The 24,911-nt window shown below is 70.5% G+C and carries 25 protein-coding genes and 1 tRNA gene; 9 read left to right on the forward strand and 17 right to left on the reverse strand.

Features of this window, described 5'->3' with window-relative positions; genetic code table 11:
• From FOJ82_RS04045 to FOJ82_RS04060, 4 genes are all read right to left on the reverse strand, one after another.
• Complete coding sequence (locus FOJ82_RS04045; RefSeq protein ID WP_143937132.1) at positions 1 to 789, reverse strand: maleylpyruvate isomerase family mycothiol-dependent enzyme; 789 nt, start codon at positions 787 to 789, stop codon at positions 1 to 3.
• 18 nt (positions 790 to 807) lie between these two features.
• Positions 808 to 2,580 (reverse strand): serine hydrolase domain-containing protein, encoded by a 1,773-nt coding sequence (locus FOJ82_RS04050; protein ID WP_143937133.1) that lies wholly within the window; start codon positions 2,578 to 2,580, stop codon positions 808 to 810.
• The gene (locus FOJ82_RS04055) at positions 2,580 to 3,881 is read right to left on the reverse strand and encodes an exo-beta-N-acetylmuramidase NamZ family protein (RefSeq protein WP_143937134.1); all 1,302 of its coding nucleotides are present in this window, start codon (positions 3,879 to 3,881) and stop codon (positions 2,580 to 2,582) included. The genes FOJ82_RS04050 and FOJ82_RS04055 overlap by 1 nt, the downstream gene beginning before the upstream one ends.
• A gap of 191 nt (positions 3,882 to 4,072) precedes the next feature.
• Complete coding sequence (locus FOJ82_RS04060) at positions 4,073 to 4,693, reverse strand: dihydrofolate reductase family protein (RefSeq protein ID WP_143937135.1); 621 nt, start codon at positions 4,691 to 4,693, stop codon at positions 4,073 to 4,075.
• 66 nt (positions 4,694 to 4,759) lie between these two features.
• Between FOJ82_RS04060 and FOJ82_RS04065 the strand changes: the two genes are divergently transcribed.
• Positions 4,760 to 5,599, forward strand: a complete 840-nt coding sequence (locus FOJ82_RS04065) for a CPBP family glutamic-type intramembrane protease (RefSeq protein ID WP_143937136.1) — start codon at positions 4,760 to 4,762, stop codon at positions 5,597 to 5,599.
• Here the strand turns inward: FOJ82_RS04065 and FOJ82_RS04070 are convergent.
• From FOJ82_RS04070 to FOJ82_RS04080, 3 genes are all read right to left on the reverse strand, one after another.
• Entirely contained in the window at positions 5,593 to 9,219 is a 3,627-nt protein-coding gene (locus FOJ82_RS04070; RefSeq protein WP_143937137.1) for a hydantoinase B/oxoprolinase family protein, read from the reverse strand. The genes FOJ82_RS04065 and FOJ82_RS04070 overlap by 7 nt on opposite strands.
• A 25-nt stretch (positions 9,220 to 9,244) precedes the next feature.
• Positions 9,245 to 9,463 (reverse strand): dodecin, encoded by a 219-nt coding sequence (locus tag FOJ82_RS04075; RefSeq protein WP_143937138.1) that lies wholly within the window; start codon positions 9,461 to 9,463, stop codon positions 9,245 to 9,247.
• A 76-nt stretch (positions 9,464 to 9,539) separates the two neighbouring features.
• Entirely contained in the window at positions 9,540 to 9,935 is a 396-nt protein-coding gene (locus tag FOJ82_RS04080) for a VOC family protein (RefSeq protein ID WP_143937139.1), read from the reverse strand.
• 203 nt (positions 9,936 to 10,138) lie between these two features.
• Between FOJ82_RS04080 and FOJ82_RS04085 the strand changes: the two genes are divergently transcribed.
• Positions 10,139 to 11,305 (forward strand): uroporphyrinogen-III synthase, encoded by a 1,167-nt coding sequence (locus FOJ82_RS04085; protein ID WP_185975606.1) that lies wholly within the window; start codon positions 10,139 to 10,141, stop codon positions 11,303 to 11,305.
• Here the strand turns inward: FOJ82_RS04085 and FOJ82_RS04090 are convergent.
• A complete protein-coding gene (locus tag FOJ82_RS04090) occupies positions 11,260 to 12,330 on the reverse strand; it encodes a hypothetical protein (RefSeq protein WP_185975607.1) in 1,071 nt (356 codons plus the stop codon). The two genes, FOJ82_RS04085 and FOJ82_RS04090, sit on opposite strands and share 46 nt — an antisense overlap.
• Positions 12,331 to 12,496: 166 nt before the next feature.
• On the opposite strand from FOJ82_RS04090, the gene FOJ82_RS04095 reads away from it, so the two are divergent.
• Entirely contained in the window at positions 12,497 to 13,738 is a 1,242-nt protein-coding gene (locus tag FOJ82_RS04095; protein WP_185975608.1) for a carboxypeptidase-like regulatory domain-containing protein, read from the forward strand.
• Positions 13,739 to 13,754: 16 nt separating this feature from the next.
• Here FOJ82_RS04095 and FOJ82_RS04100 read toward each other — a convergent pair whose 3' ends face one another.
• Positions 13,755 to 14,702: a formylglycine-generating enzyme family protein gene (locus FOJ82_RS04100; RefSeq protein ID WP_143937143.1), complete on the reverse strand. Its 948-nt coding sequence runs from the start codon at positions 14,700 to 14,702 to the stop codon at positions 13,755 to 13,757.
• 16 nt (positions 14,703 to 14,718) lie between these two features.
• Positions 14,719 to 15,603, reverse strand: coding sequence for an alpha/beta hydrolase (locus tag FOJ82_RS04105; RefSeq protein WP_143937144.1), 885 nt, complete (start codon positions 15,601 to 15,603; stop codon positions 14,719 to 14,721).
• Positions 15,604 to 15,805: 202 nt separating this feature from the next.
• Between FOJ82_RS04105 and FOJ82_RS04110 the strand changes: the two genes are divergently transcribed.
• On the forward strand, positions 15,806 to 16,345 hold the full coding sequence (locus tag FOJ82_RS04110) for a GNAT family N-acetyltransferase (protein ID WP_143937145.1): 540 nt from the start codon (positions 15,806 to 15,808) through the stop codon (positions 16,343 to 16,345).
• Between the two features lie 61 nt (positions 16,346 to 16,406).
• Positions 16,407 to 16,479, forward strand: a tRNA-Ala gene (locus FOJ82_RS04115).
• 13 nt (positions 16,480 to 16,492) lie between these two features.
• On the opposite strand, the gene FOJ82_RS04120 is transcribed toward FOJ82_RS04115, so the two are convergent.
• From FOJ82_RS04120 to FOJ82_RS04135, 4 genes are all read right to left on the reverse strand, one after another.
• Positions 16,493 to 17,050, reverse strand: a complete 558-nt coding sequence (locus tag FOJ82_RS04120; RefSeq protein WP_143937146.1) for a DUF488 domain-containing protein — start codon at positions 17,048 to 17,050, stop codon at positions 16,493 to 16,495.
• Between the two features lie 6 nt (positions 17,051 to 17,056).
• Positions 17,057 to 18,514: an MDR family MFS transporter gene (locus FOJ82_RS04125; RefSeq protein WP_143937147.1), complete on the reverse strand. Its 1,458-nt coding sequence runs from the start codon at positions 18,512 to 18,514 to the stop codon at positions 17,057 to 17,059.
• A 140-nt stretch (positions 18,515 to 18,654) separates the two neighbouring features.
• Positions 18,655 to 19,416: a hypothetical protein gene (locus FOJ82_RS04130; RefSeq protein ID WP_143937148.1), complete on the reverse strand. Its 762-nt coding sequence runs from the start codon at positions 19,414 to 19,416 to the stop codon at positions 18,655 to 18,657.
• 69 nt (positions 19,417 to 19,485) lie between these two features.
• Complete coding sequence (locus tag FOJ82_RS04135) at positions 19,486 to 20,772, reverse strand: molybdopterin molybdotransferase MoeA (RefSeq protein WP_143937149.1); 1,287 nt, start codon at positions 20,770 to 20,772, stop codon at positions 19,486 to 19,488.
• A gap of 18 nt (positions 20,773 to 20,790) precedes the next feature.
• Here FOJ82_RS04135 and FOJ82_RS04140 point away from each other — a divergent pair, with 18 nt between their 5' ends.
• The 4 genes from FOJ82_RS04140 (at position 20,791) to mscL (ending at position 22,876) form a co-directional block, all read left to right on the forward strand.
• The gene (locus tag FOJ82_RS04140; RefSeq protein WP_143937150.1) at positions 20,791 to 21,366 is read left to right on the forward strand and encodes a 5-formyltetrahydrofolate cyclo-ligase; all 576 of its coding nucleotides are present in this window, start codon (positions 20,791 to 20,793) and stop codon (positions 21,364 to 21,366) included.
• Between the two features lie 72 nt (positions 21,367 to 21,438).
• Positions 21,439 to 21,735 (forward strand): FmdB family zinc ribbon protein, encoded by a 297-nt coding sequence (locus FOJ82_RS04145; RefSeq protein ID WP_143937151.1) that lies wholly within the window; start codon positions 21,439 to 21,441, stop codon positions 21,733 to 21,735.
• A 64-nt stretch (positions 21,736 to 21,799) separates the two neighbouring features.
• Positions 21,800 to 22,411 carry an SAF domain-containing protein gene (locus FOJ82_RS04150; RefSeq protein ID WP_143937152.1) on the forward strand — a complete coding sequence of 204 codons (612 nt, stop codon included), beginning with the start codon at positions 21,800 to 21,802 and terminating at the stop codon, positions 22,409 to 22,411.
• A gap of 93 nt (positions 22,412 to 22,504) precedes the next feature.
• Entirely contained in the window at positions 22,505 to 22,876 is a 372-nt protein-coding gene (gene mscL, locus FOJ82_RS04155; protein WP_143937405.1) for a large conductance mechanosensitive channel protein MscL, read from the forward strand.
• A 9-nt stretch (positions 22,877 to 22,885) separates the two neighbouring features.
• On the opposite strand, the gene FOJ82_RS04160 is transcribed toward mscL, so the two are convergent.
• From FOJ82_RS04160 to FOJ82_RS04170, 3 genes are all read right to left on the reverse strand, one after another.
• Complete coding sequence (locus FOJ82_RS04160; protein WP_143937153.1) at positions 22,886 to 23,230, reverse strand: hypothetical protein; 345 nt, start codon at positions 23,228 to 23,230, stop codon at positions 22,886 to 22,888.
• Positions 23,223 to 24,596, reverse strand: a complete 1,374-nt coding sequence (locus tag FOJ82_RS04165; protein ID WP_143937406.1) for a UTP--glucose-1-phosphate uridylyltransferase — start codon at positions 24,594 to 24,596, stop codon at positions 23,223 to 23,225. The genes FOJ82_RS04160 and FOJ82_RS04165 overlap by 8 nt, the downstream gene beginning before the upstream one ends.
• A gap of 74 nt (positions 24,597 to 24,670) precedes the next feature.
• The gene (locus FOJ82_RS04170) at positions 24,671 to 24,907 is read right to left on the reverse strand and encodes a helix-turn-helix transcriptional regulator (RefSeq protein WP_143937154.1); all 237 of its coding nucleotides are present in this window, start codon (positions 24,905 to 24,907) and stop codon (positions 24,671 to 24,673) included.
• Between the last annotated feature and the right edge of the window lie 4 nt (positions 24,908 to 24,911).

Consider the following 24,911-nt stretch of genomic DNA (forward strand, 5'->3'; position numbering starts at 1 on the left):
TCAGTTGATCGGGTGGTCGATCACGCTGCGGAACTGGTCGAAGATGCGCCGTTGCCCGTGGACGATCAGTTCTGATTCGTCCCCGCGGCGCCACAGCCAGGCGTCGATGGCCGCGGCGGCCCCGGTGAGGACGCCGTCAGGCTCCACCCCCGGGTCGTCGACGACGGCGATGTCCGGTTCCCTGAAGGACCTGCCCTCCGGGTCGGTTCCGCTGAACGTCCCCAGCTGAATCCACACCGGCCACCGGGCGTCGTCGGGATCCACGCGGAGCAGGCCCTCGCCCGGCGTGAACTTGCCCCACTCCGGCACGCTGCCGAACATGACGTCGAGGACCTCCTCCACGCCGTCGGCGGCGAGCTGGGGATCCACCGGGCTGACCGCACCGAGCGTCAGCTCCGCGTCGAGCCGGTGGACCAGCACCTCGTGCGCCTGGCGTCGCTGGATGAAACCCACCGTCTGCTCAGCCGCCCAGGTCCAGGCCGGCTCGGCCATGCCCGCGCCGGCCAGAACCTCGGAGAACTCGCCCGTCACCGTGTCGAAGCTCCGCAGCAGTTCAGGATGCGACGACGGCCGCGGCACCTCGAGCTCCTCAGGCTTGTCCGGGCGGGCCCGGACCGCCCGCGTCCAGAACCGCTGCACGCCCGTGAGGTGCCACAGCAGGTCAGAGGCGTCCCACTCGGGACACGTCGGGACGCGGGCGGCCGGGTCCACCTCGCCGAGGACCTCCCGGAACCGCTCGGACTCCGTGCGGATGAACTCGAGGTAGGTGGCTGGTTCCAGTCGGGGCATGGCCCCACGCTAGCCCCGTCAGCGGCTCACCGGCTCGAACCCGTCGGCTTCGAACGCGTCCGGAGCGCTCTCCCCGACCAGGACCACGCGTCGCCCGTCGCGGACCTTGACGGCGTCCACGAGAACACCGCGCCCCTGCGTGTTCGAGTCGGTGGTGTAGCGCCAGCGGACCAACTCGGTTCCCTCGGGGACCCGCGCCGTGGCACGTCCCCAGTCCCGGTTGCCCTGGTTGTTCCAGGTGCCGTCGATCTCCTCCCGATCGGCGTGCCTCCCCTTGCCCCGCTCCACCGTGAACGGCAGGAGCGTCCAGGTCTGGCCGCCGTCGGCCGAGGCCTCCAGCGCGAAGACGTCCGTCGGCTCGGCGTCGACGAATGCACTGAACTCAATGCTGACCCTGCGACCGTCGGGAACCTCGAGGGCCAGGGTGGTCTCCGAGCCGTCGCGGAGGCCACCGAACCAGGCCGTCCGGCCCTGCTGCGGCGGCACCGCCAGCGCCCGGGCGAGGCCGTCGGAGGCCGCGCGTCGCGCCGGGTTGTTCGATCCCCAGGACCGGCTGGGGTGCACGCGGTTGGTGAGCAGCACCACGAACGAGCGTGACTGGAAGTCGATCACCAGGGACGTGCCGGTGTAGCCGGTGTGGCCGGCAGTCGCAGGCCCGGACAGGCCACCCATGTACCACATCTGGTCCAGCTCGAAGCCGAGCCCGTGGGCGTCACCGTCGAACTCGGTGTTGAGGTTGGTGACCATCGCCCGCACCGAGTCCTCGCCCAGGATCCGGGCGTCGCCGTAGGCCCCACCGTTCAGGAACGTCTGGGCGAGGACGGCCATGTCCGGCGCGGTGGAGAAGATGCCCGCGTGCCCGGCGACACCGCCGAGGCTCCAGGCGTTCTCGTCGTGCACCTCGCCGTGGACGATCCCCCGGTCCGGGCTGGCCTGGTACTCGGTGGCGGCGATGCGGTGCAGCAGCGCCGGGTCCGGGTTGTAGCCGGTGTCCGCCATGCCCAGCGGAGCCGTGATGCCGTCGCGCACCAGCACATCCAGGGGCTCGCCGGTGAGGCGCTCGGCCAGCACACCCAGCGCGATCAGGTTGAGGTCCGAGTACTCGTAGACGGTTCCCGGCGGGTTGCTCACCTCCACGTCCATCACCGCCCGGATGCGGGACTCCACGTCCGGGTAGCGGCTCCACAGCGGCAGCCACGCCACGAGCCCGGAGGTGTGGGTCAGCATCTGGGAGACCGTGATCTCATCCTTGCCCCCGTTGCCGAACTCCGGCACGTACGAGGCGTAGGCGGCGTCGAGGTCGACCAACCCGTCCTCGACCAGCTGCATCACGACGATGGACGTGAACAGCTTGCTGACCGAGGCCATGTCGTAGATGGTCTCCGGCGTGGCGGCGATCCGTTCATCGGGCGGCAGCTCGGTGCCGTCGCCGTCGGCGTACAGCAGGGCGTGGCCGTCGTGGTGGCGGCTGACGACTGCGCCCGCGTGGCCCATGATGCCGACGCTGGAGGAGTACAGCGGCCGCACGTCGGGGTCCGACGGGTGGGCGTAGGAGTTGATCTCCTCCCAAGCCGCCTCGATGGGTGCGGGGTCGAGGCCGAGCCGCACCGGGTCCACGTCGGACAGCGTGGTGCGGGGGTCCATGAAACCATCATGGACGACGTCGAAGCGGCCGGTCTGGCCGTTCCCGTCGTCGGCGCGCGCGGGTGCGAGGGATCCGACGGCGACCATGGCCGCCGTCGTCACCCCCACTGCCGACGCGCCGAGGAGCTTTCCCAGCGCGCCCCTCATCAGCGCGGCCCGGGGTACAGGAGGTACCCGCGGGTGTCCTTGACGAACTGCTGCAGCTCAGGTTGCCACGCCTCGATGATCTCCTCGGCGGAGGCACCGGCCTCGAACTGGGTGCGGAACCTGTCGGAACCGGTGAGCAGGTCGATCCAGCGGCCACCGTCACCGCGCCAGTCGAAGCCCTCGTAGAGGTCTCGCGCCTCGACGAGCATGTGGGTGGCCACCGCGATGGCGTCCACCTTCTCCTCGTCGATCAGGTGCACCTGCACGCCGGCGCACACCTGGCCCTGGTTCTTCGAGAAGGTCGGGACGAAGTAGGCCTCGCGGAACTCCACGCCCTTCAGCCCGCGCTCGTTGAGCGCCGCGGCCCACTGGTGGTCCACGTACGGGGCGCCGATCAGCTCGAACGGGCGGGTGGTGCCCCGTCCCTCGGAGAAGTTGGTGCTCTCGAACATGCCCGTGCCCGGGTAGATCGTCGCCGTCTGAGGGGTGGGCATGTTCGGCGACGGCGGGATCCACCTGTCGGCCTGGTCCGGGCCCACCATCTCCCGCCGCCAGCCCCGCACCTCGATCACGTCGAGGTCCGCGAGCGGCACCTGCCCGGCACGCTCCATGAACACGCCGTTGAAGAAGCGGGCGAGCTCGCCCACCGTCATGCCGTGCTGCTGCGCGATCTCCAGGACACCGACGCCGGAGGAGAATCCCTCCTGCAGCACCGGTCCACGGGCCCGGCCGCCGAGGGGGTTGGGCCGGTCGAGCACGACGAACGCGATTCCCACCTGGGAGGCCGCCTGCATGGCGGTCCACATGGTCCAGATGTAGGTGTAGAAGCGGGCTCCGACGTCACGGATGTCGAAGACCACCGTGTCCACCCCGGACTCCGTGAAGAAGCCGGCGAACTTGGCGACGTTGGCCCCGTAGGCGTCGTAGACGGTGACCCCGGTGCGGGGGTCGACGAAGGTCTCCTCGCTCTCGCCGGCCTGTGCGGTGCCGCGGAACCCGTGCTCGGGCCCGAACACCGCCCCGACGTCGACCCCGCGAGCCACCATGTCATCGACGATCGAGGTGAAGTCCTCGAGCACTCCGGTCGGGTTGGTGATCACGCCAACCTTCCGACCGGAGAAGACACGCCACTGGTCTGCGGCGGCGACGTCGGCACCCGTCCTGAGGCCGCGCCCCCGGCCGCCGCCCTTGCTGCCCCGGCCGCCGTCGGCCCGGGCAACTCCCGCGGTCAGTGCCGAGCCGGCAACCGCTGCTGCGCCGATCCCGACGCCACGAAACATCCCTCGTCTGCTGACAGTCATTCAACCGTCCCTTTCCGTTTGCGACGGGCAGGATCGCCGGACTGCGTTGCTCATACGACGAACCGCCTCATCGAGTTTCGTCCCCCGAGCGTCGCCCACGTCGGCGACGTCGCCAACGTACACAGCCGAGGGGTCACCCACCCCCGCGGCACGATCGCCGCCATCGCGCGGCGCGGCTGACCGCGGAGCGATCAGGCGTCCATGGCGCCGGTCGCGACCTCGCCCCCGGGCGCGTAGCGCAGCATCACCGCGCCGCCGTCACCGGTCACCGCCGGTGCGAGGAGCCGCAGGGTGGAGGGTGCGGCGCCGTCGGGGAACACCTTCTTGCCCTGACCGAGGACCACCGGGTACACCCACAGCTTCAGCTCGTCGAACAGCTTCTCCGCCAGCAGCGTCTGGACGAAGTCGATGCTGCCGATGACGTGCACGTCGGCGTGGCGCTCGCGCAGCCCGGAAACTGCGGCCGCGACGTCGGCGCCCAGGAGGCTGCTGCCCTCCCAGCCGAGCTCCGGGTTGCCGCGGGAGGCGACGTACTTCGGGATCCGGTTGAACAGCCGCCCGATGCCGCCCTCCTCCCCGGTCACGTGGTGCGGCCAGTAGGCGGCGAAGATGTCATAGGTCCGCCTGCCCAGCAGCAGCGCGTCCATGTGCTCCATCCCGGCCTGCACCTCGCGGCCCACCATGTCGTCGGGGAGCGGCGCCTGCCAACCCCCGAACCTGAAGCCGCCGCTGGTGTCCTCCTCCGGCCCGCCGGGACCCTGGCCGACGCCGTCGAGGGTGGTGAACAGGTCGATGCAGATTCTTCCGGTCATGCTGCCTCCTGCGTTCGTGCCGGATGGAACATACCTCCGGACGGGGCCATCTGGAATGCTGGTGGCATGGCCACGTCCCCGGCGTCGACCACCGCCCCCGAACCGCCCGCAGACGGGCAGTGGCGGCTCCGAGACCTGCCGCCGGCCGCAGGCGTCGCGATCTCTGCCCTCCTGCTGTTCGGGTTCCAGCTGGCCGGCTGGGGACACGCCCTGCTGGTGCTCAGCCTGCTCGGCGCCCGGTGGGCGGGCCGCGAGCTCGCCAAGGACCTGCTCCTGATCGGGATCGGGGTGGCGATCGTCAGCACCACCTCCGTGGAGGCAGACGTCAACTGGGACCGGTTCTTCACCATCGGCGCCGTCCTGGTCCTCGCGGTGGCCGCCCCGCTGCTGGTGGACCGTCTGCTGTACCGGCGCCGCGCCATCGGCTTCCCGTGGATCGGGGAGCACCGCTGGTCCAAGGTGGAGATCACCTACGTGGTGGCGGTGCCCTTCCTGGGCTGGGCCATCCTGCCGTTCTACTTCATCCGTTCGGGCGCCTACCTCAACTGGCCGCACATCACCGACGGGAGCGAACTGGTCCGGTTCTTCGTCGGGGTCAACTTCGTCGGAACCTGGGACGAGCTGTTCTTCATCTGCACCTGCTTCGCCCTGCTGCGGCGCCACTTCCCGGTGTGGCTGGCCAACCTGCTGCAGGCCACGATCTTCGTTTCCTTCCTGTGGGAGCTCGGCTACCGGGAGTGGGGACCGTTGCTGACCTTCCCCTTCGCGCTGGTGCAGGGCTTCCTGTTCGCCCGCACCGGCTCGCTGCTGTACGTGCTCGTGGTGCACCTGCTGTTCGACGCCATCGTGTTCATGGCCATCGTGCACGCCCACAACCCGCACCTGTTCGCCATCTTCCTCTACTGAGTCGGGGCCCGTTCGGCCACGGCGGGCAGGCCGTAGCCGCCACCGCCCGGGGTCTCCACCACGAGGACGTCACCGGGCCCCACCTCCACGACGTCGTTGCCCGCCATCGGCGTGAGCGTCCCGTCGGCGCGCTCCACCCGGTTTGCGCCGAGCGCTCCGGGCGAGCCGCCGGCCATCCCGTAGGGCGGCACCCGGCGGTGCCCCGAGAGCATGCTGACCGTCATGGGCTCGAGGAAGCGCAGCCTGCGCACGCCGCCGTCCCCACCCCGCCACCGCCCGTCTCCGCCGCTGCCGCGGCGGATCCCGTAGGACTCGAGCAGGACCGGGTAGCGCGTCTCGAGCACTTCCGGGTCCGTGAGTCGGGAGTTGGTCATGTGGGTCTGGACCACCGCCGTGCCGTCGAACCCGTCTCCGGCGCCGGAGCCCGAGGCTAGGGTCTCGTAGTACTGGTGGTCGGCGTTGCCGAAGGACACGTTGTTCATGGTCCCCGCCCCCTCCGCCTGCACCCCGAGCGCCGCGTAGAGGGCTCCGGTGACGGCCTGGGAGGTCTCGACGTTGCCGCCGACCACCGCGGCCGGGAACTGCGGGGAGAGCATCGAGCTCTCGGGGAGGATGATCTCCAGCGGACGCAGGCAGCCGTCGTTGAGGGGGATCTCGTCGTCGACGAGGGTGCGGAACACGTACAGCACGGCGGCCGTGGTGACTGCGGCCGGTGCGTTCAGGTTGTCGGCGAGCTGCGGTGAGGTGCCGGTGAAGTCGAGGGTGGCGGAACGGGATCCGCGGTCCACCCGCACCCGGACCCGGATGGTGGCGCCGGAGTCGGTCTCGTATTCGTGCTCACCGTCAGCGAGGGTGGACACGACGCGGCGCACGGCCTCCTCGGCGTTGTCCTGCACGTGCCCCATGTAGGCGCGCACCACGTCGAGCCCGAAGTGCCGGATCATGGCCGCGACCTCCGCGGCGCCCCGGGCATTGGCCGCCACCTGGGCGCGCAGGTCGGCGAGGTTGCCGTCCGGGTTGCGGGAGGGATGGGCACCCGAGGTGAGCAGTCGCCTCGTCTCCGTCTCCCTGAGCCTGCCCTCGGAGACCAGCAGCCAGGCGTCGAACAGGATCCCCTCCTCCTCGACGGTGCGGGAGCGAGCAGGCATCGAGCCCGGGGTGATACCCCCGATCTCCGCATGGTGGCCGCGGGAGGCCACCCAGAACAGCACCTCGCCCCCGCCCGCGTCGAAGACGGGACTGATGACGGTGATGTCGGGGAGATGGGTGCCGCCGTGGTAGGGGTCGTTGACCGCGTAGGAGTCGCCGGGCCGGATCGAGCCCGCGCGTGCGATCACCTCCCGGACGCTCGTGCCCATCGACCCCAGGTGCACCGGGATGTGGGGGGCGTTCGCGATCAGGTGGCCCTCCGCGTCGAAGAGCGCGCAGGAGAAGTCCAGCCGCTCCTTGATGTTGACCGACTGCGAAGTCTGCTCCAGCGCAGTGCCCATCTGCTCGGCCACCGCCATGAAGAGGTTGTTGAAGATCTCGAGCATGACGGGATCGACGTCGGTGCCCACGTCGGGGGCCCCGTAGCTGCTGCGGACCCGGTCCAAGCGCAGTTCCCCGAGACGCCCCGCCACGCCGCGCCAACCGTCCTCCACAACGGTGGTGGCGTTGGCCACCACGATGGCCGGCCCCGTCACCTCGTCCCCGACGGCCAGGCGCCCACGGTGGTGCAGCGGCACGTCGCGCCAGCCGTCGCCGACGTACATCGCCACCGCTCCGTCCGGACGGGCCGGGCCGCCCTCACCCGTCGGGGGCGCGGCGGAGGGGCCCGACGGATCGGGCGCCCCGGAGCGTGCGACCACCTCGACGGAGACGGCCTCCACCACCAGGCGCCGGTCCAGCAGGAACGAGTAGAGCCGCCGGTGCGCTGCCTCGAACTCCGACCGCATGGAGTCCGGGTCGGCCAGCCGGACCTGCAGCGAGGTGTCGGTGCCGTCGTATCGGACGTGGGCGGTGCGGTTCACCTCGGTGCGGCCGCGGGCGTCCGCCAACTCGGCCCCGGCGTCGGCCTCCAGCGAGGCGGCGACGGCCTCGAGCCGACCGACGACGCCGTCGTCCAGGTACTCCCCCACGGACTGCTCCCGCATGGTGGTGACGTCGGCGAGGCCCATGCCGAGGGCCGAGAGCACGCCGGCCATGGGAGGGACCAGGACCGTGCGCATCCCGAGGGCGTCGGCGACTGCGCACGCGTGCTGCCCGCCCGCGCCCCCGAACGTGGTCAGTGCGTAGGCGGTGACGTCGTGCCCCTTGGCCACCGAGATCCTCTTCACGGCGTTGGCCATGTTGGCCACGGCGATGCGCAGGAATCCGGACGCCACCTCCTCCGGTGTGCGCTCGTCACCCGTGGCCCGGGTGATCTCGCCGCAGAGTTCTGCGAACCGGGCGCGGACTTCCTCGGCGTCGATCCGCTGGTCCCCGCCGGGCCCGAACACGGCCGGGAAGTGGTTGGCCTGGATGCGGCCGAGCATGACGTTGGCGTCGGTCACGGTCAGCGGCCCGCCGTGCCGGTACGAGGCGGGCCCGGGCATCGCGCCGGCGGAGTCGGGTCCGACGCGGTAGCGGGCGCCGTCGAAGTGCAGCACGGAACCGCCCCCGGCTGCGACCGTGTGGATGTCCAGCATGGGTGCCCGGAGCCGGACGCCGGCCACCTGCGTGTCGAAGACGCGTTCGTAGGTGCCCGCGTAATGGGAGACGTCGGTGGAAGTGCCGCCCATGTCGAAGCCGATCACGCGGTCCAGCCCGACAGCCTGCGACATCCGCACCATGCCGACGATGCCGCCCGCCGGTCCGGAGAGGATGGCGTCCTTGCCCCGGAAGTGGCTCGCCCCGGTGAGACCGCCGTGGGACTGCATGAACAGCAACTCGACGCCGGGCAGTTCCCCGCCCACCTGCTCCACGTAGCGGCGCAGGATCGGCGAGAGGTAGGCGTCGACGACGGTGGTGTCACCCCGCGGCACCACCTTCAGCAGCGGGCTCACCTCGCTGGACAGGGACACCTGGGCGAAGCCGAGACGGCGCGCCAGGGCGCCGATGCGCTGTTCGTGGGCCGGGTGGAGGTGGCTGTGCAGGCACACCACCGCCACCGCCGTGATGCCGTCGGCGAGCGCCTGCAGCAGCGGTTCGGCCAGGCCTTCCAGGTCCGGCTCGAGGAGCACCTCCCCGTCGGCGGTGATGCGCTCGTCGACCTCGACGACGCGCTCGTGGAGCAGGTCGGGCAGCACGATGTGCCGCTCGAACAGGCGGGGCCTGTTCTGGTACCCGATGCGCAGCGCATCGGCGAACCCGCGGGTGATGACCAGCACAGTCGGCTCCCCCTTGCGCTCCAGCAGCGCGTTGGTGGCGACCGTGGTGCCCATCCTGACCACGTCGATCTGCTCGACGGGCAGCCGTTCGGCCGGTCCCACGCCGAGGAGTTCCCGGATGCCGGCGACGGCCGCGTCGCGGTAACGCGGCGGGGTGGCGGTGGCCTCGGACAGGACCTTGTGGGAGACGAGTTCCCCGTCGGGGCGCAGTGCCACGACGTCGGTGAACGTGCCGCCACGGTCGATCCAGAACTGCCACTTCGACGCCATGGCCCCAGAGGTTACCGGGCAGGGCTCAGCCGGCGTGGTCCTCCAGCCGGAAGCCCAGCTTCAGGCCCACCTGGTAGTGCGCCACCCGGCCGTTCTCGATGTGTCCCCGGATCTCGGTCACCTCGAACCAGTCCAGGTTCTTCAGCGTCGTGGAGGCCCGTTCGATCGCGCCGTCGATGGCCTGCTGCAGACCAGCCGTCGAACTTCCGACGATCTCGGTCACCTTGTACGTGTTGTCGCCCATCTCGAACTCCTTCGTCCAGTGGTTACGACCTCCACACTAGGCGTCGGATGCAATCCTGAACACCCCGACGGAGGCGTCAGTGGGGCTCGAAGCCGATCAGCCAGCGGATGCCGAAGCGGTCGACGACGGTGCCGTCGTGCGCTCCCCAAGGCCGTTCCTGCAGGGCGTCGACCACCCTGCCGCCGTCGGAGAGTCGCTCGAACCAGCCGGTGAGCACCGCCGGCTCGGCGGTCCCGAGCAGCGAGAAGAACGCACCCACGATGTGGACGGCGTCCTCGTCCGCGTCGGCGTCGGCGCCGAACAGCGTCACGGGGCCCTTGAGCATGCCGTGTGCGATGGCGTCGGCCGGGCCGGGACGATTGAAGTCGGCATAGGTGTTCAGGATCAGTTCTCCCCCGAAGACGTCCCGGTAGGAGCCGAGCGCCTCCGCCGCGGTGCCGGGGAACAACAGGTACGGCGTGAGTCCGGTCATGGGAGCGAGCCTAGACCCGTGACGGTCCTCCCGGCAGTGAGGACGGGTGGGTGGTCATGCCGTGGGGGCGGGTCGGGGTGCGCGTGAGATTTCCGTTACCCGACCGTCACGGCCCCGCAACCCCATCCCGGCATCCAGACAATAGCCTCGGACGAACGAACCATGGAGTCGGGGATGCTCCGCACGAGAGGAAGGAGGAGCAGGTGGACGCAGTCTCACTGCCCCTGGCCGGCCTCAGGATCGCGGTCACCAGCGACCGCCGCTCCGAGGAGCTCATCGACGCACTCGTCCGGCGGGGCGCCGACGTCACCCACGTCCCGCTGCTGCGACTCGCGCCCCTGGCCGACGAGGCCCCGCTGCTCGAGCAGACCCGCCGGGTGATCGCCGCGCGCCCGGAGGTGCTGCTGGTCTCCACCGCCGACGGCTTCCGACGCTGGTTCGCCTCGGCCGAGGCGGCCGGCCTGGCCGACGAACTGTCAGAGGCGGTCGACGCCGCCGCCGTCTACGTCCGCGGCGCCAAGGCGCACGGCGTGGTCCGCGGCCTCGGGTTCCGGGCCGCGGGGATCTCCGACGACGGGACCGTGGCGTCGCTCGTGCCCCAGCTGAACGGCCGGCTCCGGGGCGCGACCGTCGCCGTCCAGCTACAGCTGGAGAACGACCTCGGCCTCCCCGCGGCGCTGCGGCGCCTCGGCGCCGCCCACGTGCTGAAGGTGGAACCGTACCGCTGGCTGGACTCGGCGACTGATCCCGAGGTGGCAAAGCTGGTGGACGGGTTGTGCGCGGCCCACTTCGACGCCGTGACCTTCACCAGTGCCCCGGCGGCCGTGGCCCTGATCAATGCGGCGCACCGCCGCAACCGTGGTACCGCGCTGGTTCGCTCGCTCAACGAGCGCGTCGTCGTCGCCACCGTCGGCCCGGTCACCGCCGCGCCGCTGGAGGAGGCCGGGGTCCACCGCGTGCTCGTCCCGGAGCGGCACCGGATGGGCGCGATGATCCTCCAGCTCGTCGACCACCTCTCGGGGCTGGGGACGCTGACCCGAGACACCGTCCACGGTCCCTGCGTGCTGCGGGGGCGCACCCTCGACGTCGACGGGGAGCAGTGCGAGCTCTCACCCACCCAGGCCGCTATGGTCAGGTGCCTGATGGAGGCCGACGGCTCCGTGGTCTCCCGCGACGAGCTCTGCGCCGCCCTGCCGTCGGTCTCGACTCGCCACGCCCTCGACATGGCCCTGAGCCGGCTGCGCCGGATGCTGCCGAAGCCGGACCTGATCACCACTGTCACCAAGCGCGGCTACCGGCTCAACTCCCCACCGCTGGGGGCGACTCAGGCCGGCGGCTGCGTCGCGGTGGGGGCAGGAACCAGCACGTAGGTGTGGGACACCGCGGTGTCCTGACCGATCATCATGACCAGCGCCCCGGCGTCCTGGCCGATTGAGAGGTGGCCGCTCCTGCCGTCCAGGTCGAGGCCGTGCTCCTTGACGGCCTGCGCCGCAACCTCGGCAACGTGCTCGGGTGAGACGTCGGCGAACCTGAACCCGCGGTCGATGCCCTGCGCACAGGCAGCCACCAGCGCACCGTTGCCCGGCTTGAGGTCCAGCCGGGCGTCCGAGGGCATGAGCGAGCGGGAGAACAGGAAGCCGGTGAGCCCACCGCACTCGACGCCGTTCGACCCGACGATGCTCACCCCGCCGTAGGCCGGTGTGATCGAGATGGCCCGCAGCAGGGTGTCGGCCCCCATCGCCGCCTGCCCGTCGTCCCAGATCTGTGCCAGCGCCTCCGGGGAGGCCCAATCCTCAAGGTCCACCACGGGCTCGCCATCGAGAAGCACGCGTTGCGGCACTGGCACGACGTTGTAGAGGCCCGGAGTCGCCCCCCGGTCCTGCGCCACCCTGTTCTCGGCCGCGCAACCGCCATACTCCTGCCACACCCCCGAAGGCATCGGGCGCGCCGCCCACATCCTGACCTCGTCGGGGGCGCACTCCCCCACCGCGTCGAGGAAGTCACGGGCCTGCTGGTAGGTGTACTCGGTGAGGGGGACGGTGATCTCGCCGCCGGCCCCCAGCGCGATGCTCTCGCGCACCTCCCCCTCGGAGTCCGCCCAGTGCCACTCCATCTGCCCCTGGCCGGCCCCCGGGAAGGCGGCGGCCATGACGTACTCTCCGCTGGCGTCCCACTCCGCGACCCCGATCCAGACCGAATGCATCCCACCCACCTCCATCAGGCCCTGGACGGCCGACTCCCAGCCCTCCTGCGACAGCTTGGGCTCGGCCGACTCCGGGCTCGGTGACGGTTCGGCGACCGACGGCGCGTCGTCGGGCGTGGGCTGGAGGAGGGAGCAGGACGTCACGAGCAGGACTGTGGCAACTCCCCCGAGGATGCGACCGGTGGTGCTCATGCCCGAAGTCTCCCACCTTCCGGGCACCGACACGCACGGATCCACGACGCCAGCGGCGCGCGGCGTAGGGGTTAACCCGCAACAAGTCGGCGGAGCCTCCCGACGTCGGGACAGCTGGACTACGTTCGCAGCCACAACGCCCACCGATGACCTCCCAGGGGGACCCATGTCCAGACTCGTGAAACTGCTCGTCGCCGTCCCGGCGGCGCTCACGCTACTGCTCGCACTGACGGCCCCCGGCACGGCCGCAGCCGACGTCGACATCTACATCACGCCCGGCAAGCACACCGTCAACTCTCGGCAGTGGGACACCACCTGCGAGCCGTACTCTCGGATCAGGCGCTGCCGCACGAACATCCTGGCGACCCAGGTCTCACAGGTCGGCGGCCGGTTCGTGGCGAAGACCGACTGGGTGTTCAACAACCTCACCTACACCGCCGGGCCCCGCACCCTGTGGAAGTCCAACCCGCTGGGAGCCAACGGGGTCGTCGGAGGAAAGGTCTCCTGGACGGCCGACGACGGACGCAAGTGGCGCACCGAGTGCGACACCGAAAACACCGGGCGCAACGGCTGCCGCTCCTGGATCGTGGCCCGGGTGATCGAGTCCTACAAGACCTCCGGGGGCGCCACCGCGTATCGCTGGGTGTCCAAGGAGATCTTCAACAACATGGTGCGGTTCACGACCTCCTCGACGCCGACCACCCCGACCACCCCACCCACGACGCCGCCCCGGGCCAACGTGGTGGAGCCCTACGTGCTCAAGGGCCGGGTGCTCGACCCGCAGGGCAGGCCCTTGGCCGGCGCCACCGTCGGCGCCGACGACACGATGCTGAGTTACGGCGACCGGACCACGCGCACCGACGCGAACGGATACTTCCGCATCAGCCTCGCCAACACCAGCACCACGTGGCGGAGCTGGGGCGCCACGACGGTGGTCTACCACGGCCGGACCTACCACATCGACCTGCACAACGATCCCACCGGGTTCTCGAGCCGCTCGGGGGCGGTCAGGAACATGCAGTGGAAGCTCGTCGGCCCCCGGCCCCAGTCCGACGACGAGTTCCACGGCGGCGCCGCGTCCTTCCATGAGAGCTGGGACTCACCGCAACCGATCGAGGACTGGTCGCGGGTGAGGGCCACCTTCACTCCCGTTGGGCCACTGATCGACGGTTCCACGGGCCAGGTCATCGTCCGGACCCTGACCACCGACCTCCAGGAGAACCTCCCGATCGGCAGGTACCGGATCACGGCCACCTACACCAGGCCCGGCACCACCACGCCCGTCCCGCTCCGGCTGAAGGACTTCCGGGACGACGACGCGCCCTACGCGAACTCACTCGACGTCGTGCTGCCGCCCTGGGACGTGGACGGGGGCAAGGTGACCATTGACCTGCTGCTCGACGCCTGAGCGGGGCCGCCGGTCGTCACCGCGGGTCGAAGGCCACGCGGAAGCCGAGGTTCCCGGCGGCGCTGTCCGAGGTGTTGCTGGTGCGGGCGGCCACGCGGTATCGGTTGCAGTAGGAGTCGTGGCACAGGTAGGACCCACCGCGCATCACGCGGGCTCCCGACCGGATGATGCCCTTGGCCGGGTCCGCCGGGTTGGTGTTCCACTCGTCGGCGCACATCTCCCAGACGTTGCCGGCGACGTCGAACAGGCCGTAGCCGTTCGGGGCGAAACTCGCGACGGGGGCGGTGCCGACGAAGCCGTCCTCGGCGGAGTTGTGGGTCGGGAAGCTGCCCTGCCAGATGTTGCAGCGGTGCTCGCCTCCCGGGGTGAGCTCGTCGCCCCACGCGTAGCGGGCCCGTTCCAGTCCGCCGCGTGCGGCGTACTCCCACTCGTTCTCCATGGGCAGCCTGCCGCCCACCCAGTGAGCGTAGGCCTCCGCGTCGCGCCAGGAGACGTGGACGACGGGGTGGTCGAGGATGTCCTCGATGCCGGAGCCAGGGCCCGTGGGCGAGTCCCAGAAGGCGCCCTCCACGGCGCGCCACCAGGGGGTCCCGGCGGGCGCTGCCGAGGCGTCGCGCACTTGGGCGTCCAGGAGCAGGTGGAACACGAACGACCACCCGAAGTCGTGCGCCTCGGTGACGTAGTCGGTGGCGTCCACGAACTCGCGGAACCGCGCGTTGGTGACGGTGTGCCGGGCGATCCCGAACGGTGCGACGGTGACGCTGCGGACCGGGCTCTCGCCGTCGCCGATGTTGACGTCGGCGTCCTGGCTGCCCATCAGGAAGGTGCCGCCCGACAACTGGACGACGTCGGCGCACGGAATCGTGTCCCGGCCGCTGCCGCGCTCCCACGGGTGCTCGACGGCGGAAGTGGCCTCGGGGGTGCCGCCGGGCAGGGGCGCGCAGCAGGACAAGGGAACTCCCATCAACGACGGTGCCGGGTCAACTCTGTTGCGCGGCGCTGCGCAGCAGCTCGCGGGCGACGACGTCGATGGAGCGCTCCGCCGCCGGCTCGTCGGGGTTGTTGAGGTGGCCGTGGAAGGTGCCCGGCTCGGTGAGCAGGGTGACGTCGACGCCCGCCGCGGACAGCACCTCGGCGTAGGCCTCGCCCGAGGTCCGCAGGTCGTCTCGCTCGCTGTTGATGACAAGGGTCCGCGGGTGCCCGGCGAGTTCCTCGGCGCTCGCCAGGCCGGGGATCGCACGGATCGGGGCGGTGTCGACGTCAACCCCCGGGCCGAGGTAGTTCTCGTACATCGTTCGGATCACCTCCGGCGTGAACCGGCGCTCCTGCGGGGTGTCCGCCAACGCGGCAGTGAGCTCGGCCGAGTGCGGGCGCTGGAGCGCGTGCACGGTCGGGTAGGCCAGGAAAACGAACGCCGGCACGGGCCCGCCCTCGTGCAGCAACTCCAACACGGCCCCGGCCGCGAGGTTGCCTCCGGCGCTGGCACCGCCGAGAGCCCACGGGCCCGGCGCGAGCCCGGCGCCCAGCGCCCACGCGTGGGCGAAGACGACCTCGTCGTGGGCCACCGGGAAGCGCACGCCCTCCTCGCGCACGGCGCGTCCCGGCACGACCCAGTCCGCGGGCAACGGGGCGAGCCGGTAGTCGACGGAGACGACGGTGATGCCGCGCTCCGCCAGGGCCGTGGAGACCCAGTGGGCCTCGGCCATGTCGATGTCGCCCTCCACGAACCCGCCGCCGTGCACCCAGACCATCCCGGGGCCCAGTGCCTCGGCGGGCCGGTAGATCCTGACGGGCAGTGACCCGTGGGGGCCGTCGAGCACACGGTCATCCACCTGGAGGGTCTGCTGCGGACTCGGCTGGCCCATGCCCGCCACCTCTCTCGAAAGGGAATCGTGGCTCGAATCTATTGGGCTCGTCACCGGTGGGTCAATCACCCGAGAACGCACCGCGGGCAGATCACCGGCGGCCTCCGCACTTCGACGCGAGGCCGGTTCGCCCCTAGGGTGAAGCCTCTGGAGTCCGTCCCCGCGAACCCCGCGGAACTCTACCGTCGCACCGAAGGACACGATGAGCGAGATCAACATGGAGGACTACCTGCGCTGGCTGACCGCTGACGAGGCGGTCGCCAGGGCGGGGCGCATCGCGAACATCTATCGCGAGGCCTTCAACCACACCGACGAGGCCGCCGCGCAGTTCGCGAAGGACTTCGCGCGCTGCATGGGGACCAACAAGGGCGCCACCTGCCTGGTCGGTGAGATCGACGGCGAGATCCTCGGCTTCGTGTACGGCTACGACCTCCGGCCCGACAACTGGTGGCCGCAGCAGATCGCCGGCGCGATGTCCGAGGCCGGTCACCTGCACTGGTTCGAGGACGCCTTCGAGCTCGCCGAGATCGAGGTGGACCCCGCCGTCCACGGGCAAGGGCTGGGCGGGGCACTCCTGGACACCCAGCTGGACGCGATGCGCCAGTCCCGCGCCCTGCTGGCCACGCATCCGGACAACCCCGCCCGGGCGCTCTACCGCCGCAAGGGCTTCGTGGACCTGCTGAGCGAGGTCACTTACCCCGACAACGGCGAGCGCGCCTGCGTCATGGGCTGGGAGCGGTGAGCCCGGACTCGATTTTGTCGGGCCAGCCCCGCCGGTGGTAGTATCGACCCGCTTGAAAGATGGGGCTATGGCGCAGTTGGTAGCGCGTCTCGTTCGCAATGAGAAGGCCGGGGGTTCGAATCCCCCTAGCTCCACAGCTGTCCTGGGTCACGGTTCCCGTGGCCCGGGACTTTTCTGTTCCGCGGGGTAGGTGACCACCGCGTCGGCGGCGACGACGGCCCCCTCGGTCAGCTTGGCCGCCTCGGCCCGTCCCGACCCGACGACGTGGCGCACGTCCAGCCCGCGGGCCAGCAGGTTGTCCGAGATCAGTCGGCGGTGGCAGCGCCACCAGACCGCCTCCGAGCACATGACGGTGCTGCGGCGGGTCCCGCCCAGCTCGACCAGCTCGGCCAGCGCCTGCTGGAACTCGTCGGAGAGGGCATGGTCGGCGTAGTTGTGGAAGCTCCGGTTCTCCCACCACGCGTTGACCTCGAACCCCACTTCCTTGCTGACAGCACGTCGACCGGTCAGCCCCTTCGACCACTGGTAGGCGATCCCGGCCCCGTCGAGGGCGGCTGCCAGGGTGTCCTGGTCGAACTGGGGGTAGCGCCTCGAGCCGGGTAGCCGCCGCACGTCGACCACCACCTCGATCGAGTGCTCCCCCAGCAGCCCGACGAACTCGTCGAGTTCTCGGTTGGAATGGCCGATGGTGAAGAACGCGTTCATCCCGGGTCAGTGCACCACCGCGGCCGGGGAGTCCTCGTCGAGGTGCTCCTCGATGCTTGGGCGGCGGAGCCACCAGGTGCCGACGAACGCGAAGACGCAAACGGCGGCGGCCGACAGGAACGCGATTCTGGACCCGCCCAGCATCGCCTGGGCCTCCGGCAGCCCGACTACCTGCCCGACCCGCGTCTGCGTGGCGTAGATCGTGACGAACAGCGCGGTCCCCATCGCACCGGCGAGCTGCTGGATGGTGCCGACTGCGGCGGAGCCATGGGGGTAGAGCGGCCTCGGCAGCGAGCCGAGGGCGGTGGTCAGCAGCGGGGTGAACATGAACGCGAACCCGACGCTCATCGCCATGTGGCAGGCGACGATGAACCAGGGCGAGGTGCCCACCGAGATGAACGAGAAGGTCGCGAGCACGATGCCGATCAACGCAGTGGCGGGCACGACCAGCGGCCGGGGGCCCACCCTGTCGTAGAGCCGACCGACGGTGGGGCCGAGCAGGCCCATCACCAATCCACCGGGCAGCAGCATCAGCCCGACGAGCAGCGGCTCCATCCCGAGCGCGTCCTGCAGGATGAGCGGCAGCATGATCAGGGTGCCGAACATGGCCGCCATGGCGATGGCCACCACGAGCACCGAGACGCGGAAACCGGGGTACCGGAACGTCCCGAGATTGAGCAGCGCCCGCCCGGAGTGGGCGAGCCGCCCCTGCCGGAGGAGGAACAGCACGAGCGCGACCGCCCCCACGGCGAGCACGCCGACGAGTTGCAGCACGGGCACGGTTGGCTCGCCGAACAGGCTGAGCGAATACACGAGCCCGCCGAATCCGACCACCGAGAGCGCCACCGAGGGAGCGTCCACGGGGATGTCACGGGGCTCGTTCAGGGTCTGCACCCGCAGGGAACCGAGCACGCCGAGGGCGATGGCCAGCGGCAGGATGATCACGAAGATCATCCGCCAACTGGCGAACTGCAGCACGAAACCGGACAACGTCGGCCCCAGTGCCGGGGCGACGGCGATGACCATCGAGATGTTGCCCATCATGATCCCGCGGCGCTCCTTGGGAACGACGTTCATCACGGTCGTCATCAGCAGCGGCATCATGACTGCCGTGCCGCTGGCCTGGACAACGCGACCGACGAGCACCAGCGCGAAGGTGGGCATCACTGCCACCGTCACGGTGCCCACGACGAAGAGGCCCATCGCGATCATGTAGACCCGGCGGGTGGTGAGGCGCTCCAGCAGCCAGCCCGTTACGGGAATGACCACGGCCATGGTGAGCATGAAGGCCGTCGTGAGCCACTGGGCGGCGCGCTCGCTGACGCCGAGGTCGTCCATGATCCGCTTCAGCGCAACGGTCAGGGTCGTCTCGTTGAGGATGACGACGAAGGCCGAGGCGAGGAGGATCCCGATGACGAAACGGGTACCGGGCGCGAGTCTGTGGTCTCCTCTGGTTTGTGGCATCAGGTTGATCCTTGTCGTGCTGCGACCAATGCGAAGTTCACACAAGCCCACCAACCCTACTGCCGCCACGGGTTCACTCCAGCGACCGTGCACGGATTTCTCCCACAGCACAACCGGCGCGCGAGGTCGCGCGCGCGTGCCTACTCGCCGACGGCGCGGGGCCGGAACTCGTGCAGCATGGCCTCGGTGTCCTCCATCTCCAACGCCTCGAAGTCGGAATCGGGGCGGTCGGCCGTGGGCACCAGCGGCTGCTGGGCGACCGCCGGGGCGGAGAGGTCGATCGTGCGCACGGTCCGGGGCACCAGCGGCTTGGAAACGTAAGTGGGGGCGGTGACGGGGATCGGGTCCCAGAGCGCTCCTGTGGTCTGCGGAGCGGACAGGTCCACCCTGATCTCCTTGGAGGACTCGTCCTCGAGCGGGACCTGCAGCACCGTGGTGTCCTCGTCGCCGAAGCCCTCGGTGACCGACTTCGCACGGGCGGCGAACCTGCGGTGCATGGCGGCCACCCCCAGGCGGGAGACGACGACGAAGACCAGCACCAGGCCGACGGGCACGAGGACGGCCCACCAGGGCACGTGGCCGAGGATCGCGACCACGCCGACTGCCACCAGCAGCAGCGCGAGACCCAGCAGTGTGCGGCGACGTCGGGTGGCGGCACTCGCGGCGAGCAGGCGGATCTCGGTCAGTTCGGCGCGGCGCGTCAGCGGCGTGGAGACCTCGGCGGCCTCCGTGGTCTCCAGGTAGTCCGAGATGTCGCGCCGCAGAATCCTCATCGAGTCGGAGAAGCGCTCCGTAGGATCTCCCTCGAGGACTTCGGGCGCGTCACGATGGGACGCCAACCAGGGCAGGCCGAACGCCAGACCTGCGATGACTAGGGCACTGATGACGATTCCGGCGAGCACATGCCCACCGTAAACAACATCGGTGTAATTAGGTAGCCCAACTCGCGGTCAACGAGAAGTTGCTCTGGCTCAGTCCTCCTCGAGGGGCCAGCACATGACCTGTTCGCCGGCCCTCACGAGGTCGGTGTCCTCGTCCAGGATGATCAGTGCGTTGCTCCGCGAGAGCTCGGCCAGGGCGTGCGGGTCCGTCACGCGGTCGATGGTGCGAATGCTGGACTCGGAGAACAGTTCACCGCGCAGCAGGTGGAGCTGGCCCTTGTTGGAGCGCAGCGTGGAGGACGCGATGGCCCGCACGGCGCGCCGCTTCTCGCTGGCCCCCATCAGGCGACGGATCAACGGCCAGACGAAGGTCTGGAAGGTCACGTAGGCCGAGACCGGGTTGCCGGGCAGCATCACCATCGGGACCTGGTCCTCACCGATCAGGCCGAAGGTCTGGGTGCGGCCGGGTGACATGGCAACCTCGGCCGAGTCGACCATCCCCAGCTCGCGCATGGCGTTGGCCACGGCCTCGTAGTCCTCGCGGTGGCCACCGGTGGTCGAGACCAGCAGGTCGGCGCGGATCAACTGGTCCGCGATGGCCGTCTTGAGCTGTTGCGGGTCGCTGCTGTGCAGGGCGACGCGGAAGACGGTCGCCCCCGCGGCGCGGGCAGCCGCCGCGATCATGAAGGAGTTGGAGTCAGTGGTCTCGCCGTGGCGCACCTTGTCCCCGGGCTCCACGAGCTCGTGGCCCGAGCTCACCACGACGACTCGCGGCCGGGGCCGCACCAGCACCTTGTCGATGCCCGCGCTGGCGAGCATCCCGATGGCGCGGTCGTTGAGGCGTTCCCCCTCACTGAGGAGGCGGGCCCCCACGGCCAGGTGCTCGCCCGCGGCCCGCAGGTAGGCGCCCTCCTCGACGACGTCGAGCAGCCGTAGCCCGCCCTCGGAGGCCTCCACGAAGGTCGACGGCAGCACGGCGGTGGCGCCCTTGGGCAGAACGGCGCCGGGAAGCACGCGAGCGGCTTCGCCGGGCGCGAGGCGCTCCTCGGCGTCGACCAACCGCAGGGATTCGACCATGGCGCCGTCGTCGTCGCGCAGGTCACTGGCGCGGACCGCGTAGCCCTCGACCTTGGCCGTGCTGTTCGGCGGCACGTTGATCATCGAGTTGATGTCCTCGCACATCACCTGGTCCCAGGCCTCCACCAGCGACATCCCGAAGGGACGCAGGGGCTCGACGAGCCCCAGGAGGTAGTCGATGTGGTCCGCGACGGACCGGAGCCCGGCCTCGTTCAGCGGGGGCGCCGGGGGCAGGCTGGGCACCTCCTCCACCACTTCGGGGGCGACGGGGGCGGGCTTCCTGCGACCGAAAAGAGCCATGCTGCCTACGATAGTTCAATGATCCCGGACCATTCGAAGGACTCGCTGCGCGCGGCCGTGCTGGCCGCCCGTGCGGGGCTGTCCCGGGACGAGTGGGAGGCCGGGGACGCCGCCAGGGCCTCGGCCCTGCGGGCCGCGCTGCCCGAGGACGCCACGGTGGTGGCGCTGTACGCGGCGCGTCCGGGCGAGCCGGGAACGGCGGGCCTGCTGGCGGAGCTGTTGGCGAGCGGGTACGAGGTGCTGCTCCCGAAGCTCCGCCCCACCCCGGACTGGGCCGCCCTCACGACGCCGGCCGACCTGGTGCCCGGCTGGGCTGGCATCCCCCACCCCTCGGGTCCACCGCTGGGCCCCGCCGCACTCGGCCGCGCCGACGTCGTGGTGGTGCCCTGCCTCGCCGTCGGGCGCGACGGCACCCGGCTGGGCACAGGCGGCGGCTGGTATGACAGGGCGCTCGGCCATCGACGCGCCGGTGCCGCGGTGTGGGCGCTGGCCCGCGCCGAGGAGGTGTTCGCCTCGGTGCCGACGCTCCCCCACGACCTGCCCGTGGACGCCGTGGTGACCGAGGCCGGTTTTTCACTCTGCGCGAAGGGCTGAGCAGCCGCTTTGGGCCACCGAGGGGGCACGACGTATCATGACCCCAGTCCCCTTCGTGAAAGAGACAGCTGCATGCCCACCTACCAGTACCGTTGCACCGCCTGTGGCGAAGACCTCGAGATCTTCCAGAAGTTCACCGACCCCTCGTTGACGGTGTGCCCGTCCTGCGACGGCGAGCTGCGCAAGGTGTTCAACGCTGTGGGCGTCGTCTTCAAGGGCTCCGGCTTCTACGCCACCGACTCCCGCAACTCCAAGACCAGCACCACCCCTGCGGCCAAGAGCGAGTCGGCGGCGGCCACCACCTCCTCGGGTGACTCCTCCGCCAAGAGCTCCACCAGCAGCGCCCCGGCGCCCGCCCCCGCCGGCTGAGGCATGCCACCCGGGGGCCTGTGGACAAAGACGAAACAGACCTCCCGAACACCAGAGTGTGGGCATGGAGTTCCCACACAAGCTGAAACGGTTCGTCGCCTGGCACCGCCGCGCCCTCGCCGCGGCGCTGGCCGGCCTCGGCGTGCTGCTGCTGGCCACTCAACTGGCGCCCGCACAGGATCCCGGGACCGCCGTCGTGGTCACCACCCGCGCAGTCGCGGCCGGTGACGTGCTGACCGCGGCCGACGTCCAGGTGGTAGCACTGCCGCTCCGAGCGCTGCCGGAGGGTCCGCTGCCCGAGCCGGCCGACGTCGTGGGGACCACGGCCGCAACCCGCATCGCCGCGAACACCGTGGTGCAGGCAGGCATGCTCGCCACCACCGCGGATCTCGCGGACGGCCGTGCACTGGTGCCCATCGCCATCCCGGACGACCAACTGGCCGGGCTGCTTGCCCCTGGGAGCCTCGTCAGTCTCGTGTACGCGGGCGAGGGCTTCGAGGTGGTGACCGACGACGCTCGCGTCGCCGCGCTGCCCGCCGCGCAGGAGCGCTCCGAGCTCGCCGTCGTCTCCGCGCGAGCCCCGCTGGTGCTCCTGGACGTGCCCAACGCCATCGCCCCGACGGTGGCCGCACTGGGGCAGCGGGGCGAGCTCAGCGTCATCCTGGGGGCCGCCTAAGGCGCGTTCCTGCGCACCGCGGAGCCCGATCGAGGTTAGGATCGCGGAGTCCCGGACACCCCCATCCGGGCGGAACTGAAAGTGAGAGAACACATGAAGGGCTTCAAGGAATTCCTGCTTCGCGGGAACCTGGTCGAACTTGCCGTGGCCTTCATCATGGCCACGGCGTTCGCAGCCGTCGTAACAGCATTCACCCAGATCATCCTGGACCTGATCGGCCTTGCCGGCGGCATGCCGGACTTCAGCAACGCGCAGATCGGTGGAGTCAACGTCGGGGTGTTCCTGACGGCCCTGATCGCGTTCCTGATCATGGCCACCGTCGTCTACTTCGGCCTGGTGCTCCCCTACAACAAGCTCCGCGAGCGCTTCGACAAGGAGGGTGACCCGGAGGCGGACGCAACCCCGACGTCGGAGGAGCTCCTCGTCGAGATCCGTGACCTGCTGAAGCAGAACCGCAACCTCTGAGGCAGCCGCTCAGCCCCAGTGCGGGGGCCGGTCCGCGAGCAGCCGCTGCTCGTCGCGATCCGGCTTCCGGCTGGTGGCGGGCGCCCTGTCCGCCCTGCCGCTGAGCCCCAGCACCTCCCGCAGTTCGGCCAGCCGGGCGCTGAAGCGGGCGAAGCCGAAGCCACGCACCTCCTCGACGCCGATCGGGAACGGCCAGGGCTCGTGGGCCGCCATCCGGGCGGTGCGCAGCTCGGCCAGCCTGTCGGCGTCCCAGCCGAGGGCGGCCAGTTCCGCCGCCAGCGCCGTCGGGTCGGTGGCGGTGAGCGGGAGTTCCTCCCCCGTCACCGCGCGGCCCAGCTCGACGGCCTCACTCACCGACTGTCGCGCCGTCCTCGACGGTGCCGCCGTCCCCTGCCAGCTCGGCATCGCCGACCACCCGCACGTCGCGTCCGAAGCGCCAGTCTCCGCGCACCTTGAACGAGGTCGCCCCGCGGAGCGAGAGCTGGTGCGGGATCCGCTCCGAGAACTTGTCCACGACCTTGTAGAACTTCGGGTCCAGGTCGATCTCCGGGGTGGACTCGGTGGTGGCCGCCAGGCGGCCGTCGTCGCCCAGGTCGTAGACGTCCGAGCGGAGCAGGAGCAGCTCGTTGGTGGTCTTGACGGGCTGGAACCGGTCGCGGCCGACGCAGATCGCCGTCGCTCCCTCGAACACCTCGATCGCCGCCCCCATGGCGGTCTCGATCTGGATGACGGGCGTCGAGGAGGAGTCGCCCGGGTCAACGGTCTTCTCGTTGCGGATCATGGGCAGTCCGAGCACCGATTCGCGCTCGACGAGGGTGTCGCGGAGCTTCTGCAGGTCGAACCAGAGGTTGTTGGTGTGGAAGAACGGGTGACGGTGCTCGTCGGTGAAGTAGTCCATCTCCTCCGGGGCGGTCTGCGCCGTGTCGCGGAGGATGAGCTGGCCGTCGGCCTTGCGGACGGCCAGGTGGCCACCCTTCTTGTCGTTGATGGTGCGCCGGCAAAGTTCTGCCGCGTAGGGGGCGCCGGAGGCGGCGAACCAGCCTGCGATCGTCGCGTCGGGGGCGGCGCCGAGGTTGTCACCGTTGGAGACGCAGGCGTAGCGGAACCCGGCCGCGAGCAGCTCGTCCAGGACGCCCGAGCCCTCGAGCGCGGTGTACAGGTCGCCGTGGCCGGGCGGGCACCACTCGAGGGTGGGGTCCGCCTCCCACGTGACCGGCGTCAGGTCGTCGGCACGCAGCTTCGGCTCCTGGTTCTGCACGAAGGTCAGCGGCAGGCCGTCCACAACGAGGTCGTCGTAGCGCGCCAGGTGTGCGAGCGTGTCGTCGTCGGTGCGGAACGAGGTCATGAACAGCAGCGGCAGCCGCGCGTCGTAGGCCTGGCGGGCGGCCCGCACCTGGCCCACGATCAGGTCGAGGAAGTTCTTCCCGTCGCGGACCTCGAGCAGCGTCTTTGCCCGGTCCAGGCCCATCGAGGTGCCCAGCCCTCCGTTGAGCTTCACGATGACGGTCCTGCCGATCGCCTCGGCGGCCGCCTCGTCGGTGATGTCCACGTCGGCGAGCATCGGCGGGTCGAGGAGAGGAGTGATGCTGTCCTCGCGGATCAGGCCGGTCTCCCCGGAGGTGAGGAGCTTGTAGTAGTGCGAGAACACCTCGATGGCTGGCCCGGCCACTCCGGCGGCCTCCATCTTCTCCCGTGCGGCGGCGAGACCTGCTTCGGACACGATCTTTCCCTTCGTCGACTTCACTGCCGATCCTATCGACGTCGTCGGCAGCCCGACCAACCCGAGGGGGGCCCTCAGGTTCCCAGGCGCGGGAACGGCTCGAGGGAGAAGATGACCTCCACGGGCACCTCGAAGTGGGCAGCGATCCGCAGCGCCAGTTCCAGGGAGGGGCTGTACTCACCCCGCTCGAGGTAGCCGACCGTCTGGTAGTGCACGCCCAGCGCGTCGGACAGTTGGCGGCGAGAGATCCCTCGCTCCGCACGGAGCATCGCGATGCGGTTGTGGACTTGGTCGTTGGCCGTGGGACTCATGGGT

The sequence above is a fragment of the Tessaracoccus rhinocerotis genome (assembly GCF_007197885.1).
GTDB classification, from domain to species: domain Bacteria; phylum Actinomycetota; class Actinomycetes; order Propionibacteriales; family Propionibacteriaceae; genus Arachnia; species Arachnia rhinocerotis.

What these genes read in the sequence shown, in the direction of transcription:
- FOJ82_RS04095 (WP_185975608.1), top strand. Translation starts at nt 12,497, where the DNA reads ATGTCCAGACTCGTGAAACTGCTCGTCGCCGTCCCGGCGGCGCTCACG.
- FOJ82_RS04060 (WP_143937135.1), bottom strand. Translation starts at nt 4,693, where the DNA reads ATGACCGGAAGAATCTGCATCGACCTGTTCACCACCCTCGACGGCGTC.
- mscL (WP_143937405.1), top strand. Translation starts at nt 22,505, where the DNA reads ATGAAGGGCTTCAAGGAATTCCTGCTTCGCGGGAACCTGGTCGAACTT.
- FOJ82_RS04105 (WP_143937144.1), bottom strand. Translation starts at nt 15,603, where the DNA reads ATGGGCCAGCCGAGTCCGCAGCAGACCCTCCAGGTGGATGACCGTGTG.
- FOJ82_RS04120 (WP_143937146.1), bottom strand. Translation starts at nt 17,050, where the DNA reads ATGAACGCGTTCTTCACCATCGGCCATTCCAACCGAGAACTCGACGAG.
- FOJ82_RS04145 (WP_143937151.1), top strand. Translation starts at nt 21,439, where the DNA reads ATGCCCACCTACCAGTACCGTTGCACCGCCTGTGGCGAAGACCTCGAG.
- FOJ82_RS04070 (WP_143937137.1), bottom strand. Translation starts at nt 9,219, where the DNA reads ATGGCGTCGAAGTGGCAGTTCTGGATCGACCGTGGCGGCACGTTCACC.
- FOJ82_RS04050 (WP_143937133.1), bottom strand. Translation starts at nt 2,580, where the DNA reads ATGAGGGGCGCGCTGGGAAAGCTCCTCGGCGCGTCGGCAGTGGGGGTG.
- FOJ82_RS04045 (WP_143937132.1), bottom strand. Translation starts at nt 789, where the DNA reads ATGCCCCGACTGGAACCAGCCACCTACCTCGAGTTCATCCGCACGGAG.
- FOJ82_RS04140 (WP_143937150.1), top strand. Translation starts at nt 20,791, where the DNA reads ATGATCCCGGACCATTCGAAGGACTCGCTGCGCGCGGCCGTGCTGGCC.
- FOJ82_RS04075 (WP_143937138.1), bottom strand. Translation starts at nt 9,463, where the DNA reads ATGGGCGACAACACGTACAAGGTGACCGAGATCGTCGGAAGTTCGACG.
- FOJ82_RS04100 (WP_143937143.1), bottom strand. Translation starts at nt 14,702, where the DNA reads ATGGGAGTTCCCTTGTCCTGCTGCGCGCCCCTGCCCGGCGGCACCCCC.
- FOJ82_RS04125 (WP_143937147.1), bottom strand. Translation starts at nt 18,514, where the DNA reads ATGCCACAAACCAGAGGAGACCACAGACTCGCGCCCGGTACCCGTTTC.
- FOJ82_RS04150 (WP_143937152.1), top strand. Translation starts at nt 21,800, where the DNA reads ATGGAGTTCCCACACAAGCTGAAACGGTTCGTCGCCTGGCACCGCCGC.
- FOJ82_RS04090 (WP_185975607.1), bottom strand. Translation starts at nt 12,330, where the DNA reads ATGAGCACCACCGGTCGCATCCTCGGGGGAGTTGCCACAGTCCTGCTC.
- FOJ82_RS04110 (WP_143937145.1), top strand. Translation starts at nt 15,806, where the DNA reads ATGAGCGAGATCAACATGGAGGACTACCTGCGCTGGCTGACCGCTGAC.
- FOJ82_RS04170 (WP_143937154.1), bottom strand. Translation starts at nt 24,907, where the DNA reads ATGAGTCCCACGGCCAACGACCAAGTCCACAACCGCATCGCGATGCTC.
- FOJ82_RS04065 (WP_143937136.1), top strand. Translation starts at nt 4,760, where the DNA reads ATGGCCACGTCCCCGGCGTCGACCACCGCCCCCGAACCGCCCGCAGAC.
- FOJ82_RS04080 (WP_143937139.1), bottom strand. Translation starts at nt 9,935, where the DNA reads ATGACCGGACTCACGCCGTACCTGTTGTTCCCCGGCACCGCGGCGGAG.
- FOJ82_RS04055 (WP_143937134.1), bottom strand. Translation starts at nt 3,881, where the DNA reads ATGACTGTCAGCAGACGAGGGATGTTTCGTGGCGTCGGGATCGGCGCA.
- FOJ82_RS04135 (WP_143937149.1), bottom strand. Translation starts at nt 20,772, where the DNA reads ATGGCTCTTTTCGGTCGCAGGAAGCCCGCCCCCGTCGCCCCCGAAGTG.